This is a genomic window from Deltaproteobacteria bacterium (assembly GCA_019912665.1).
Lineage (GTDB): Bacteria > Desulfobacterota > GWC2-55-46 > GWC2-55-46 > GWC2-55-46 > UBA5799.
In genome coordinates, this window is the sequence record JAIOIE010000008.1 from 280,282 (window position 1) to 293,362 (window position 13,081).

At 57.6% G+C, this 13,081-nt stretch carries 10 protein-coding genes; 3 read left to right on the top strand and 7 right to left on the bottom strand.

What is annotated here, in order from left to right; translation table 11 throughout:
- Positions 1–113 precede the first annotated feature (113 nt).
- From K8I01_03990 to K8I01_04000, 3 genes are all read left to right on the top strand, one after another.
- Positions 114–845, top strand: coding sequence for a DUF3047 domain-containing protein (locus tag K8I01_03990; GenBank protein MBZ0219577.1), 732 nt, complete (start codon positions 114–116; stop codon positions 843–845).
- Positions 846–899: 54 nt separating this feature from the next.
- Positions 900–4,232, top strand: a complete 3,333-nt coding sequence (locus tag K8I01_03995) for an AsmA-like C-terminal domain-containing protein (GenBank protein ID MBZ0219578.1) — start codon at positions 900–902, stop codon at positions 4,230–4,232.
- A 191-nt stretch (positions 4,233–4,423) separates the two neighbouring features.
- Positions 4,424–5,176: a class I SAM-dependent methyltransferase gene (locus K8I01_04000; GenBank protein MBZ0219579.1), complete on the top strand. Its 753-nt coding sequence runs from the start codon at positions 4,424–4,426 to the stop codon at positions 5,174–5,176.
- Between the two features lie 30 nt (positions 5,177–5,206).
- Here K8I01_04000 and ccsA read toward each other — a convergent pair whose 3' ends face one another.
- The 7 genes from ccsA to modA all read right to left on the bottom strand — a co-directional run bounded on the left by ccsA (position 5,207) and on the right by modA (position 12,965).
- On the bottom strand, positions 5,207–5,989 hold the full coding sequence (ccsA, locus tag K8I01_04005) for a cytochrome c biogenesis protein CcsA (protein ID MBZ0219580.1): 783 nt from the start codon (positions 5,987–5,989) through the stop codon (positions 5,207–5,209).
- A gap of 73 nt (positions 5,990–6,062) precedes the next feature.
- On the bottom strand, positions 6,063–6,704 hold the full coding sequence (locus K8I01_04010) for a radical SAM protein (protein ID MBZ0219581.1): 642 nt from the start codon (positions 6,702–6,704) through the stop codon (positions 6,063–6,065).
- 77 nt (positions 6,705–6,781) lie between these two features.
- On the bottom strand, positions 6,782–9,247 hold the full coding sequence (locus tag K8I01_04015; GenBank protein ID MBZ0219582.1) for an AAA family ATPase: 2,466 nt from the start codon (positions 9,245–9,247) through the stop codon (positions 6,782–6,784).
- A 210-nt stretch (positions 9,248–9,457) separates the two neighbouring features.
- Positions 9,458–10,408, bottom strand: a complete 951-nt coding sequence (locus tag K8I01_04020; GenBank protein ID MBZ0219583.1) for a cation diffusion facilitator family transporter — start codon at positions 10,406–10,408, stop codon at positions 9,458–9,460.
- Between the two features lie 30 nt (positions 10,409–10,438).
- Complete coding sequence (locus K8I01_04025; protein ID MBZ0219584.1) at positions 10,439–11,527, bottom strand: ABC transporter ATP-binding protein; 1,089 nt, start codon at positions 11,525–11,527, stop codon at positions 10,439–10,441.
- Position 11,528: 1 nt separating this feature from the next.
- On the bottom strand, positions 11,529–12,185 hold the full coding sequence (modB, locus tag K8I01_04030; protein ID MBZ0219585.1) for a molybdate ABC transporter permease subunit: 657 nt from the start codon (positions 12,183–12,185) through the stop codon (positions 11,529–11,531).
- Positions 12,186–12,965 carry a molybdate ABC transporter substrate-binding protein gene (gene modA, locus K8I01_04035; protein MBZ0219586.1) on the bottom strand — a complete coding sequence of 260 codons (780 nt, stop codon included), beginning with the start codon at positions 12,963–12,965 and terminating at the stop codon, positions 12,186–12,188.
- Positions 12,966–13,081 lie beyond the last annotated feature (116 nt).

Here is a 13,081-nt window from a genome sequence, read left to right on the forward strand (position 1 = left end):
CTCTTGCAGGCCGGGAATTTCTAATATATACTCAGAGCTTGTAGCGCCGTAACTACCCGAATAAACGGCAAAAGTACCGCGCGGTCCACTTTTCGCGCATAAAGGAATTTGCAATGAAAATAGGTTTACTTAAGCGGACCCATTCCAGAGCACTTCCATCGGCACGGGCCCTGAAAGCTTCATTCGCGGCGCTCCTGGGCGCTTCCCTCCTCTTCGGCCACGCTCTTGCCGGAGGCGGCATCGAAGTTCCTATAAAGCCGTCTCCGCAGGGGCCGCCAGAGGGCTGGCAGGTGAAAGAGTGGAAGGGCAAGGCCGATTTCAAAGTCGTCAAGGAGGATTTCGGCCCTGCGATACATCTGAAGAGCGAGAGGACCTCTTCGGCGCTTTACAAGGACGTGGAATTCGAGCTCAAGGACTACCCCTATCTAAGCTGGAAATGGAAGGTTACTGCACTCCCTCAGGGCGCGGACGTCCGGGAAAAATCGAAGGACGACCAGGCAGCCCAGGTCTATGTGATATTCCCGAAGTGGCCTGCCATGGTCAACAGCAAGGTGGTGGGCTATATATGGGACACCTCGGCCCCTGCAGGCAGCTCGGTCAGGAGCACGAAAACAGGGAATACGAGGTATATGGTCCTCAAGAGCGGCCCGGACGGGCTCGGCGCATGGCATAGCGAAACGCGTAACGTCTACGAGGACTATAAGAAGCTTTTCAATGAAGAGCCTCCGCGGATCGGGAAGGTCTCGGTCATGATAGACTCTGATGATACAAGGAGCTCGGCGGAATCCTTTATAGGGGATATCCGCTTCTCAAACGCCCCCCCTTCCGGGAAGCCAAACCCTTAAACCATCAACTTAGCCTGGAAGTCTTTAAGGCACCTTCTCTCGAAAGGCGCTGTCTTGGAAGACCAGACCCGAAAAAAAAGGCGCATACTCCCCTGGCTCGTAATCGGCTCATCCGTACTGACGCTTTCGGTACTGGTCTTTCTCCTTTTCATGCCGCTCGACCTTACCAGGTTCACGCCCAGGATAGAGTCCATAATAGAGTCGCGCGTTGACGGAGAGGTGCAACTCGGGAGGATCGTCCTCAAGGTGCTCCCGAGCCCCGATCTCGAGGTCTCCGGGGCAGAGGTGCTTCACGAGGGCGAAATGCTTTTTACCGTGGACCGCGCCCATGCGAGACTCTCTCTCCTGCCGCTCCTTCTGGGGAATGCCGTTTTCCAGAAGCTTGAGCTTGCAAACCCGGACCTTGTGCTTAAGAGGTACGATGACGGGACCCTGAATGTATCGAGGTTTTTAGGGATCGAAAGGCAGCCCGAGGAAGACCGCGAACGGGAGATGTCCGTAAAGACACTGGACTTGAGGAACGGGCGGGTGGTTTTTATCGACGAGCTTCCGGACAAGGCGGCTAGGTTCGAGGTCTCGGGGATAAACGCGATGGCGGAAAGGACCGGGGACGTATATACCTTCGGCGCAGACGGGACTCTCCTGCCATCCACGCCGCTCGCCCTCTCGGGAAAAATGGACGAGAAAGGGGCCGTAAACGGGCAAGGGTCGGTCGAGGGGCTTGCGCTCTCGGCCTTCAACCCCTACATACGGGAGAGGGTCCCGGGCGCTTCGGTCGAAGGCAGGGTGGATCTCGACCTCTCCTATGTCATAAACGACGAGGACATGCTGAGAGCGGACATCTCGTACAGGGGGCTCGAAGCCGCGCTCCCTTCCCTTTTCAAGGATCCGCTCGTATCGCCCTCCGGCTCGGGGACCATGAGGCTAACCCGGAGCGAGGAGGCGGAAGAGAGCGGCCTCGCCTTTGAGGAGATAGATATAGAGCTGGCCGGGTTCAGGGTGAAAGGCCGGTTCGAGGTAAGCGGCCCGGGCGGCGAAAGGACCTTCTCACTCGAGGCCTTTACAAGCCCGGTCCCGATCGAAAAGCTCCTCGAATTCCTGCCTGTAAGGGCCATGCCCGCGAGTGCCGCCGAAAGGATCGCTACGGTAAAACCGCTCGGCGGGACAGTGACGCTTGACGAACTCAAGATGGAAGGCCGCCTGGATTGGCTTGGATTAAAGCCCATCCTTGAGGGAAAGGTAAGCGCGTCCGCTTCCGCGTCCATCGACGACGCCGCATTCAAGTACAAGGGGCTCGAAAAACCCTTTCAGGGCATCTCCGGGAAGGTCTCCTTCAAGGACGCGGTCCTGACCGTCTCCGGCTTTTCCGGGCAATACGGCAAAGAAATGATAAGACGCCTAAGCGGCACGGCAAGGGAACTTTCAGGCAATGCCCCGTTCGACGCCTCGTTCGAGGCCTCAATGGACATAGAAGAGACCGCTGGCCTCATACAGAGCTTCGCCAGGGAGGAGATCAAAAAAAGGCTCTCAAAAGCTGAAGCTGAAGGGAGCATGCTTTTAAACGCCAGCCTTTCAGGGGCGCTACGGAAAAGGATTCCGCTTGAATACTCCGGGGACGCCGTAATAAGAGACGGCGCACTCTCCTACGAGGGCATCCCGGCAAAAATAAGCTCCCTTGACGCAAACGCCTCGTTCGACAAAGACACGCTCCGCGTCCATGAATCGAAAGCGGTCGTCGAGGGCTCGAATATCTCCCTTTCAGGCGTGGTCGAAGGCTACAGGAGGCCAGGCCCCCGCTTTAGCCTTGCCGCAAGCGGGGGCCTTGATGCCGAGACGCTCAAGGCGTTTCTGAAAAAAAGGGGAAACGACATCATGGTCGCCGGGGCCGTGCCATTCTCCCTGACGGCTGAGGGCAGCCCCGAGGACTGGAGCGCAAGGGCTGAGGTCGACGCAACAGGCTCCCGGGTATCCTTCGGAAGGTTAGTCGAGAAGGCCGAAGGTTTCCCGCTCCGTGCTGTCGCCGTGGGAGGGCGAAGGGGCGGGGAGACGATTATCGAAGAAGCCCGCGTGAATATAGGAGGGTCGGCTGTAAGCGGAAGCGGCACGTTCAGGGGCGCGGGCGACTACGCCCTCTCCGTCGCGTCAAAGGAGCTTCTCATATCCGACCTTGACGAGGTATCCCCGCTCTTGAAGAGGGACTTCCCCTCCTCAGGCCTCGTCTCTTTTTCCGTAAGGACTGAAAAAGCTTCTGGAGAAAGGCCCGTATATGAAGGTGCGGTCGGCATAACGGAGGGGCGGTTCGAGACCGAGCTGTTTAAAAATCCGATAGAGAACGTGGAGGCAAGAGCCGAGTTTGAGGGGAACAGCGCCTCGCTCGTAATCGGGAACATCGCCACGGGCTCAACGCGGATGAACGGAAGGATAGACCTCGTCGATATCACGGAAAAAATCGTGGGCTTCTCAATCGACTTCCCCGGTTTCCATATCACTGACGTCCTCCCGAGGAAGAGAGAGGAAAGGGAGGACGGCCCGGAGGGGTTCCGGGAAAGGCTCCGGAGGGAAGTGGTGAAATTGAGCGGCGCTGGCTCGATAAGCGCGGCGGAAGGGACCCTCTGGGGCCACCGGTTCGAGTCCTTTTCGGCAAACGTCGAGCTCGGGAGGAAGATCGCCATTTTCAACCCGGCATCCATCAACATGCACGAGGGCACGATTTCAGGGAGCGCGATATACTTCATCGACAAGGACGAGCCCCTCGTCTTCACAGCTGACCTCAACCTCGCCAATATCCAGACGAGAAGCATGATCGAGGCCTTCGGCGTGAAAAGGAGGGTACTCTCCGGCGGCCTCGGCGGGAGCATACTCCTTTCGGGCACGAGGGGGGCCGAGCCCTTCCGGCAGGGCCTTAACGGCTACGCGGCGCTCTCCATGGAAAACGGCAGGCTCTGGCGTTTCGGCTTCATATCCGACATCTTCGCCATAGTGAACATACTCACGATAGACGAGTTGCTGCGCGGCTCGGGCCTGCCGCACAGGGGCATAGAGGGGCACTTCATGCTGACCGACGGCGTTATCTCGACAGACGACCTCTTCCTCGACAGCAACGTCATGCGCATGTCCGCCGTAGGCGAGATAAACACCCCGGCGCTGGCCATAGACGCGACAATCGCGCTTCATCCGTTCGTCACGCTCGACAGGCTCATATCCAACATACCGCTTGCGGGCTGGGTGATAACAGGGGACAATGACAGCACCGTGAGCCTCTATTTCGAGATGGAAGGCGACTTGAGGAAGCCGTCGGTCACGCCGATGCCCGTAAAATCCATAAGGCGGAACGTTTTCGGCATCATCGAGAGGCTCCTGAGGGCCCCGTTCAAGTTATTCGAATGACCTCCCCGCCGGAAGCTCCGGGGCATCTTTAAACTTTCCCTCCCCATTGCTTAATCAGGCGGGAGGGGCTTAATGGGAGGATGATATTTCTTCACCCCCTCCCTGCCTATCCCTAAGGGGAGGAGTCAAATACAAGCGCAGCGAGCTGCGTGGAATTCGACCCGAACATGATTAAGTGGAGGCTGGTTTGTATGCAGGGTTTCTGGAACAGGCTCAAGGCACGGTGGTACAGGAGGGGGCTCGATCATACCGATTTCCCCGAAAAGGCGCTCTCGGTGATACTCCCGAGGGCCGATGACGCGAAGACGTTCCTCGACATAGGCGCGGGATGCGGGACGCTGTCCATGCCGCTTGCCAAAGCCGGGAAAACAGTGACGGCGCTCGACTCGTCGGCCGCCATGCTTGAGATACTCAGGGAGGACATGGCAAGGGAAAAGATAAAGGGCATACGCCCTGTCCACGCGGAATGGGGGAAAGCGGAGCTAAAGCGCCACGACGCTGTCATTTGCGCGAACGTCCCGGCACTCCTTTCCTATCCCGAGGAGAACCTGAAGGAGATGGACCGCCTCGCGAGGAAGGCGGTTTTCGTTATAGAGAACGCGGACCCCATGGCGGACAAGTTCTACTACAGGGAGTTGTATCCCCTCCTTTTCAACAAGCCATTCGGCGAGAGGGCCGACTACTTCAAAACCTACTCGGCACTCCATTCTCTCGGCATATTCGCCAACGTGGAGATAATCGAATACGATTTCGACCAGCCTTTTGATGATATCGGCGAGGCAATCGAGTTCTGGAAGGAGTACATAGGCATCGTGACCGAGGAGCACGACCGTAAGCTCAGGGATTACCTGGAAGGCAAGCTCGTAAGAAAGAAGGGCGTGCTACTTGCGAAGTTCCACAAGAGGTCGGCTGTCATGTGGTGGAGGAAGGGAAAGACAAAATAGGCGTTAAAGGCCGTTTTCCGTTTTCCGCGCTCAGAAGCTGTGGCTGCTCTTCATGAGGAGCGATACTCCAAGATAGGTGAAAAGGACGACGAAGAAGCCGAGGACCGTCGCGATCGAGAGCCCCACGCCGCGCCATTCCCTCACGTACCACGCGTGCATGGCCCCGGCGTAGTAGAACCAGACTATGAACGACCAGATGACCTTGGGCTCCCAGAGCCAGTAGGTGCCCCAGGCGAGATACGCCCACACGGCCCCGGCGAACATGGAGGCCGAGAAGAAGAAAAAGCCCCATAGTATGCTCTTTGCGGCTATCTCCTGGAACTTCTTTATGTCCTCCGCCTGAATCCCCTTCCATTTCTTCCAGAGATAGATGACCGCCCCGGAAAAGGCGAGCGTAAATAGCGCGTAGGCCGCGAACGAGGATATGACATGCGTCTCGAACCAGACGGTCCGGAGGACCAGCGTAAGCGGCCCGCCCGGCTTCTCGTTCATGAGGGCGAATACGAGGGCGAGGACGGCTACAGGCAGGGTTATGACCTCGGTCTCCCGCTCGTCGTACCTGAATATCACGATTGCGCTCACGAGGACGGTCGTCCAGCTGAAAAAGACGAGCGTTTCGTACATGGAGGCCATCGGTGCGTGGCCCGTTGATATGATGCGCTCGATTAGCCCCCCGGAATGGACGAGGAGGCCCAGAACGAGGAGCCATCTGGAGATGCTCCCGAGCTTTTTCGAGCCGGACGCGTGGTGGATTAATACGGTGGCTGCGCTCAGGATATAGAGCGCGACCGAGGCTATTATAAAAGGCTTCATGGCGAGGCCGGGGTTCTCCTTATTCCATGTTTCCAGGAGGGATTTTACAGGCTGGAGCCGGGAAAGTAAAGCCTTACCTGCCCCGCTCTTCCGGCCATATGTAGGAATGGAGCTGCAGCTGGAGCCGCACCCGCAACCCGTCCCTGAGTATCCAGGCGGCGAGGTCCCTGGGACTCAAGTCGGGCTTTACCGGCGCAAAGAGCACCTTCTCGGTCCGCCCCCGGAGCACTTCCTCGATAAACTCCTTTGCCCAGTCGTAGTCGCCCCTGTCCGCGATCACGAGCTTTATCTCGTCCTCAGGAGTTATATGGGAGAGGTTCTCGAGGAGAAAGGAGCCCGCGTGCCCGCTCGAAGGGCACTTCACATCGACTATCTTTACGACCCTCTCGTCGAGGCCGGAGACCGGAACGGAACCGTTGGTCTCTATGAGCACCGTTCGGCCCTTATCCAGGAGCCTCCGGGCGAGCTCTTTCGTCTCTTCCTGGAGGAGCGGCTCGCCGCCGGTTATCTCGACGAGTCCGCAGTCCCCGTAGCGAGTAACCTCTCTCAGGACCTCTTCGATTAAGAACTCCGTAGCCTCGTCAGGGACCCTGGCGTAAGGGGTGTCGCACCATCTGCACCCGAGGTTACAGCCGGCAAGCCTTATGAAAACGCAGGGGAGCCCGGCATAGCTCGACTCCCCCTGTATACTCTTGAATATCTCACAGACCAGCATCTCTTCTCTCTCTCCCTGACCTCATACCCTGCGGCTTGCATTGAGGGGCAATCCCTCCGCCTCGACGAGGGATGGTCTCATTTTCCGCCCTTCCCGTCCGTTCCCTTTGCGGCCTCTCCCATTTCGCCGCCGGGCAGTTCCTTTTTGGCCGGGGGCCTTCCGAACTCCTTGAAACTCCTTGCAAGCGCCTCCAACCTCGCCTCAACAAGCCGGTTCACACTTCCTTCAGGGAAGCCGCCCTTTTCGTCCCTTTCGCCGACCGCCATGCCGGTCAATATTCCGAGCCCCTCATCAACGTGCTCTATGGGGAATATGGCGAACTTCCCGTCCCTTACCGCCTCTACTACCTCCCTCTTGAGCATCAGGTTCTTTACGTTCCTCCTGGGTATGATGACTCCCTGGCCGCCGGTGAGCCCCTTGGCCTTGCATATCTCGAAGAAGCCCTCTATCTTCTCGTTCACGCCGCCTATGGGCTGCACCTCGCCCCTCTGGTTCATGGAGCCGGTTACGGCTATGCCCTGGTCGAGCGGAATGCCCGAAAGGCTCGAATATAGCGCGTATATCTCCGTGCAGGTTGCGCTGTCGCCCTCTATATCTTCATAAAGCTGCTCGAAGGTTATGGACGCCGAAAGGGTAAGCGGGAACTTCTGCGCGAACCTCTCGCCCAGAAAGCTCGTGAATATCATCAGGGCCTTGTTGTGAATGCGGCCGCTCATCTTCACTTCACGCTCTATATTCACTACTCCCGCGTCCCCCATGAAGACCCGGGCCGTGACCCTCGAAGGCTTTCCAAAGGCGTAGTCGCCCGGGTCGAGGATGGCGAGGCCGTTCACCTGGCCGACCACCTTCCCGACGGTCGCGACCATAATGGTGTCTTCCTTTATATAGTCCCGGAGCTTGTCCGATATTTTCGAGTTCCTGTATATCCTTTCCGCGTCGGCCTTTTCTACGTGCGAGGCCGAGACGGTCCTGGCCCCCTCGATCCCGGCCCAGTAGCTCGCCTCTACGATGACGTTCGTCACCTCGTTGAACCTGGCCGAGAGCTTCTCCCTGTCGCCCGCAAGCCGCGCACCGAACTCCACCACCTTTCCAACCCCGGTCCTGTCAAAGGGGAGTAGCCCTTCCTCCCTGCACCTGGTGGCTATGAAGTACGCGTACTTCTCGATATTGGCGTCGGTCCTCGGCATGACGGTATCGAAGTCGGCCTTGACCTTGAAAAGCTTCCGGTATTCGGTATCGAGGTTATAGAGGAGGTAATAGATGAACGGCTCGCCTATGATGACGAGCTTTATGTTGACCGGGATGGGCGCTGGCTTGAGAGTCGTGGCGGATACGATCCTGTACTGTTCCCACGGGTCCTCTATGCGCGCCTCCCTGTTCTTTATCATCCTCTTTAGCGAATCGTAGACGAATATGTTCCGGAGTATGTCGAGGGCGTTGACGATAAGATAGCCGCCGTTGGCCTTGTGCACGCTCCCGGGCTTTACCATCGTGAAGTCGGTAGTAGCGCCCCCGAGCTGCACCTTGTACTCGATCCTCCCGAAAAGATTGGTGTATGTGGGGTTGGACTCGTAGATGACAGGCGCGCCCTCGGACTCCCTGTTGCCTACGAAGAGGTTCACCTTGTAGCGCTCGAACGATGGCTCGGGCTTCTGGAGCCTGAGGCCCCCTATGGCGAGCGGGACCTCCTCCTTGGGCCTGAAGTCGTCGATATTGTTAAGGATATTCTCCTTCACCTTATATAGATAATCCACCACCCCCTTGAACTCCTTGAACTTATCGAGGAGCTCGTTTATCGCGGGGTTCACCACGTATTGGACGACTTCCCTGTCCAGGGCGTTTATCCGCTCCTTGGTCTCCTTCTCTATGTTCCGGGCCTCCCTTATGGCGTCGGAGAGCTTGTCCTGCATGACTGCAAGGTCCTGCTCGATCATCGCCCTCCGCTCGGGAGGGAGGGACTCGAACTCCTCCTGGCTCATGGGCTTGCCGTTCTTGGCAGGCACGACCGCAAGGCCGCTCACGGTCTTTTTAAGGACGAGCCCCCTTTCCATGGCCCTCTGCTCCAGCCTGAAAAAGAGCGCCCTGGTGCGTTCCTGCTGCCCTTCAATTATCTCGTCCCTGTGCTTCTCATAGTCCTTGGACTCGAAGACCTTCGGGATGTCGCGCAAGAGCATCTCGACGAGCTCGTCCATGTCTGCGGCGAACTCGGCCCCCCTGCCTGGAGGCAGGCTTATGGCTGTCGGCGTGTCCACGTCCTCGAAGTTGAAGACATAGCACCAGTCCTCGGGAACAGGCTCGCCCTTGGCCTTGGCCTCTATTATGCCTTTTATCGAGGTGGACTTTCCGACTCCGGTGTCGCCCAGGACGAAAATATTATAGTTGTGGTTGGTGATGCCGAGGCCGAACTGGATGGAGCTCAAGGCCCTGTCCTGGCCTATTATCTCCTGGAGGGAAGGGAGCTCGTTTGTAGTGGCGAAAGAGAACCTCTCGGGGCTGCACCTCCAGGCGAGATCTTCAACCCCCAACCGCTTCTCTTGTGGCATGGCACCCCCCTGGGCTGGAATTGGGCTGGAAACATAATGCCTGCATTCAATTATACCACATCCGGCAATCTCGAAGAATCAGAGGTTTTTCACGAAATCAAGGAAGGCCGGGAATAAAAAGCGGAGCATATAATGCAAATATGTGAGCATTTTATTCCTGTAACTACCCAGAGTCCGGGAGAAAGATCAAATTCTTGAGGTTGCCGGATGTCAATGCAGGTGTCCGCGCCCCCTATGGGCTATTTTCCGGAATATGTCATTGGGCTCGCATCCGGAGCATTCGGCCTGCAGGGTGGTGTAGAATATGTGGTGGTCGTGCGCGAGCCTCTCGTTAATCTCGCTGAATATCTCCCCCATCCTCCACCTCTGTGTCGGGACTACGTCGATGTGCGCGCTCAGGGCGTAGACGTTGTGGCATATGGACCAGATGTGGAGGCTGTGCACTCCGGATACGCCCTCGGGCGAGAGTATGTCGTCCCTGACCCTGTTGAAATCTATATCCCTCGGCACACCTTCAAGGAGTATGTGCGAGGATTCCCTTATGATCTTTACCGCCCCGTTTATGATAAGCGCGCAGATGGCCATGCTTATGAGCGGGTCGATGGGATACCATCCCGTGTAATATATTACGGCCGCCGAGACTATGACTCCCACCGAGGCAGCCGCGTCGCCCACGACGTGTATAAAGGCGCTCCTGACGTTCAGGTCGGCCTTTGCGTGGCCGTGCAGCCATTTCGCGACGACAAGGTTCACGACAAGGCCTATGGAGCCCACGATTAGCACCCCCGCGCTCTCGACGGGCTCGGGGTTGAAGAACCGGATGAAGCCCTTGTAGAAAATGAAGCCGGTTATGAGGACGAGGACGAAGCTGTTGATGAACGATACGAAGACCTCGACCCTGTGGAACCCGTAGGTCCGTTTTTCGGTCGGCGGAAGCTCGGCTATGTATATGGCGAAAAGGGAAAGGGAGAGGGCGAAAACGTCCATAAAGACGTGCGCCGCATCGGTCATGAGGGCAAGCGAATTCGTAAGGAACCCGCCTATGAGCTCGGCAAGGAAGATGACGCTCGTGAGCGTTATGGATACGATTAGGCGCTTCTTGAGGCCCGAGTCGGCGTCAACTCCTTCATGCCCGTGCGGGTCGTGTTTATGTGCGTCCATCAGGACCCCTTTTAACTCATGAAAACCTTATTATCGGATTACCCAAATATTTTCCTTCTTTAATGATACCTTGATGCATTGGCCCGCCGCAAGTCCAAGTTTTCTAAGCACAAAATTGGGCAGCTCCGCCTTAAGCGGGGTACTGCCCTCACCTGCCTCAAGGTAGAGTATGTGGGTCGAGCCTCTGCCGACAGTGCCGGTTATCCTGCACTCGAGTATGTTGTCCTGGACCTTCCCGAGCACCCTGTCTGGCCTTATTACGAGTATCTCTTCAGGGCGTATGCAGAAAGAGACGTCCATCCCGGGGCTCAAGGCCGGACCGGGCGGCAAAGGGGCCTTAACCATGCCTATGTCCGGGTTGTCGATAATCACATGGATCCCGTCCAGGGCGGCTATTTTGCCTGAAAAGATGTTCCGCACACCCATGAACCGGGCGACGTTCCTTGTAAGGGGCCTGTAAAAGACGTCCTCTTGTGTGCCGGCCTGCTCGATGGAGCCGTTATTTATTACGGCTATCCTCTTACCCAGCATGAATGCCTCCTCGAGGTCGTGAGTGACGAGGACGGTGGTAATCGGATACATGCGGTGGATATTGAGGAGGTCTGCCCTGAGCTTTTCCCTGACCTGATAGTCGAGGGCAGAGAAGGGCTCGTCAAGGAGGAGCACCCTGGGCCCTGCGGCGAGTGTCCTCGCGAGGGCCGTCCTCTGCTTCTGCCCGCCCGAGAGCTCGTGCGGAAACCTCTTTTCAAGCCCCGAAAGCCTCATTACGGAAAGGAGCTCCCCTACCTTCTGCCGGACCTCGTCCTTGTTTCCGCCCCCTATGCCGTAGGCTATGTTCTCCGAAACGGTCATGTGCGGGAAAAGGGCGTAGTCCTGGAAGAGGTGCCCTATCTTCCTCGTCCTCATGGGCAGGTTTACGCCGGCACCCGAATCGAAGAGTGTCTCGCCCTCAACCGCCACCCGGCCCTCGTCAGGCGCCACGATGCCGGATATCATCTTAAGTACCAGGCTTTTCCCGGCGCCGGACGGGCCGAAGAGCACAAGGAGCTCCTCGTCAAGCTTTAGGTCCACCTCCACTCTGAAGCCGGGGAGCCTCTTTCTCAAGGATATCTCAAGCATCTCAGAACCTCACCCGGCTGAACCTCCCGGCAATGAAGAGGACAGTGAAGGAAAAAAGCGTTATTATGCCGACGAGCAGGTTGGCGGTCGCGTAATCCCCTGCCTGCACGGCGTCGTAAATGGCTATGGGTAGCGTCTGGGTAAGGCCAGGGATGTTGCCTGCTATCATGAGCGTTGCGCCGAACTCGCCGGTTGCGCGCGCAAAGGCCATGACCGCCCCGGCAAAGAGCCCCCGCCACGCGAGCGGCAGCGTTATGGTCGTTATGACCTGCAGCTCGGTCTTCCCGAGGAGCCTTGCCGCGTCCTCGAGCTCCGAGCCCACGCCTTCGAGCGCGGCCCTCGCGGGCTTGACGAAAAGCGGAAGCGACGAGATGAAGGCGGCTATCACGGCCCCCTTCCAGGTGAAGACGAGCTCGATGCCGAGCGTATCAGAGAGGAAGTTTCCGAGCCGGCCCGACCTTCCGAACGCGGTAAGCAGATAATATCCGAGGACCGTCGGCGGTATGACGAGCGGCTGCATTATGACGACGTCGACTAGACTTTTCCCCCAAAAGTCCCGCTTTGCCATGATCCAGGCCAGGACGACTCCGACGGCGACGGTTATGACGGTCGCGGTGAGCGAGACCTTTACGGTTATGTAAAGCGGGAAGAGGTCCATTTATTTAGGGCCTTCCGGCAGCATGAAGCCGTATTTTTTCATTATCAAGGCGCCCTTGGGCCCTTTCACGAACTTTATGAAATCCCTTGCCGCTTTAGCCTCTTTCGACGTGCTTACCACGGCGGCGGCCTGCTCTATTGGGTCGTGCAATTCCTCCTGCACGAGAATGTAATCTATCTCCGGCACGCCTGCTATGGAGAGGGAGACGAACCCGACCGGGGCGTTCCCTGACTGGACGAACTGGAGGGCCTGCCTGATGTTTTCGCCGTAAACGAGCCTGGGTTTCACTTTGTCCCAGATCCCTGCGGATTTCATCGCCTCCATCGCCGCCTTTCCGTAAGGCGCGTGGTCCGGGTTGGCGATAGCTATCCTGTAGCCGCCGGCGACGAGGTCTTCAAGTCCGTTCGCGGTTATCCCCGAGCCCTTCCGGACTGCCAGCACTATCCTTCCCCTGGCATAAGGCTCCATCGTCTCCGGAATCACCTTCCCCTTCTCCGCAAGGCCCTCCATGTGGGCAATGTCCGCGGCGAAAAAGACGTCGAAGGGCGCGCCGTGCTCTATCTGCTTGGCGAGCATCCCTGTCGAGCCCATTGAAAGCACCACCTTATACCCGGTCTCCTTCTCGAACTCCGCCGCAATGTCCTTGAACGCGAACGAAAGGGTGGCGGCCCCGGCGACCGTAAGCTGCCGGTCTCCCGCGAACGCAATGGGCTCGGACAGTGATAAAAAGAATATGGCCGGTAACAGGGCCGCGAGGAATGCCTTGAACATGCTTCTCATAAGAATATCCTCCATTCATATTATTAGATTGCGACAGAGCGTGTAAAGCACTAAAAGCTTGCTGAAAAACTCCGCTTTTATTCAGGCTCTCAAAAAGCTCCAGATGCGAGCGACGA

Coding starts and splice junctions, on each gene's coding strand:
- K8I01_03990 (MBZ0219577.1), top strand. CDS start 114: ATGAAAATAGGTTTACTTAAGCGGACCCATTCCAGAGCACTTCCATCG.
- K8I01_04000 (MBZ0219579.1), top strand. CDS start 4,424: ATGCAGGGTTTCTGGAACAGGCTCAAGGCACGGTGGTACAGGAGGGGG.
- ccsA (MBZ0219580.1), bottom strand. CDS start 5,989: ATGAAGCCTTTTATAATAGCCTCGGTCGCGCTCTATATCCTGAGCGCA.
- K8I01_04010 (MBZ0219581.1), bottom strand. CDS start 6,704: ATGCTGGTCTGTGAGATATTCAAGAGTATACAGGGGGAGTCGAGCTAT.
- K8I01_04015 (MBZ0219582.1), bottom strand. CDS start 9,247: ATGCCACAAGAGAAGCGGTTGGGGGTTGAAGATCTCGCCTGGAGGTGC.
- K8I01_04020 (MBZ0219583.1), bottom strand. CDS start 10,408: ATGGACGCACATAAACACGACCCGCACGGGCATGAAGGAGTTGACGCC.
- K8I01_04025 (MBZ0219584.1), bottom strand. CDS start 11,527: ATGCTTGAGATATCCTTGAGAAAGAGGCTCCCCGGCTTCAGAGTGGAG.
- modB (MBZ0219585.1), bottom strand. CDS start 12,185: ATGGACCTCTTCCCGCTTTACATAACCGTAAAGGTCTCGCTCACCGCG.
- modA (MBZ0219586.1), bottom strand. CDS start 12,965: ATGAGAAGCATGTTCAAGGCATTCCTCGCGGCCCTGTTACCGGCCATA.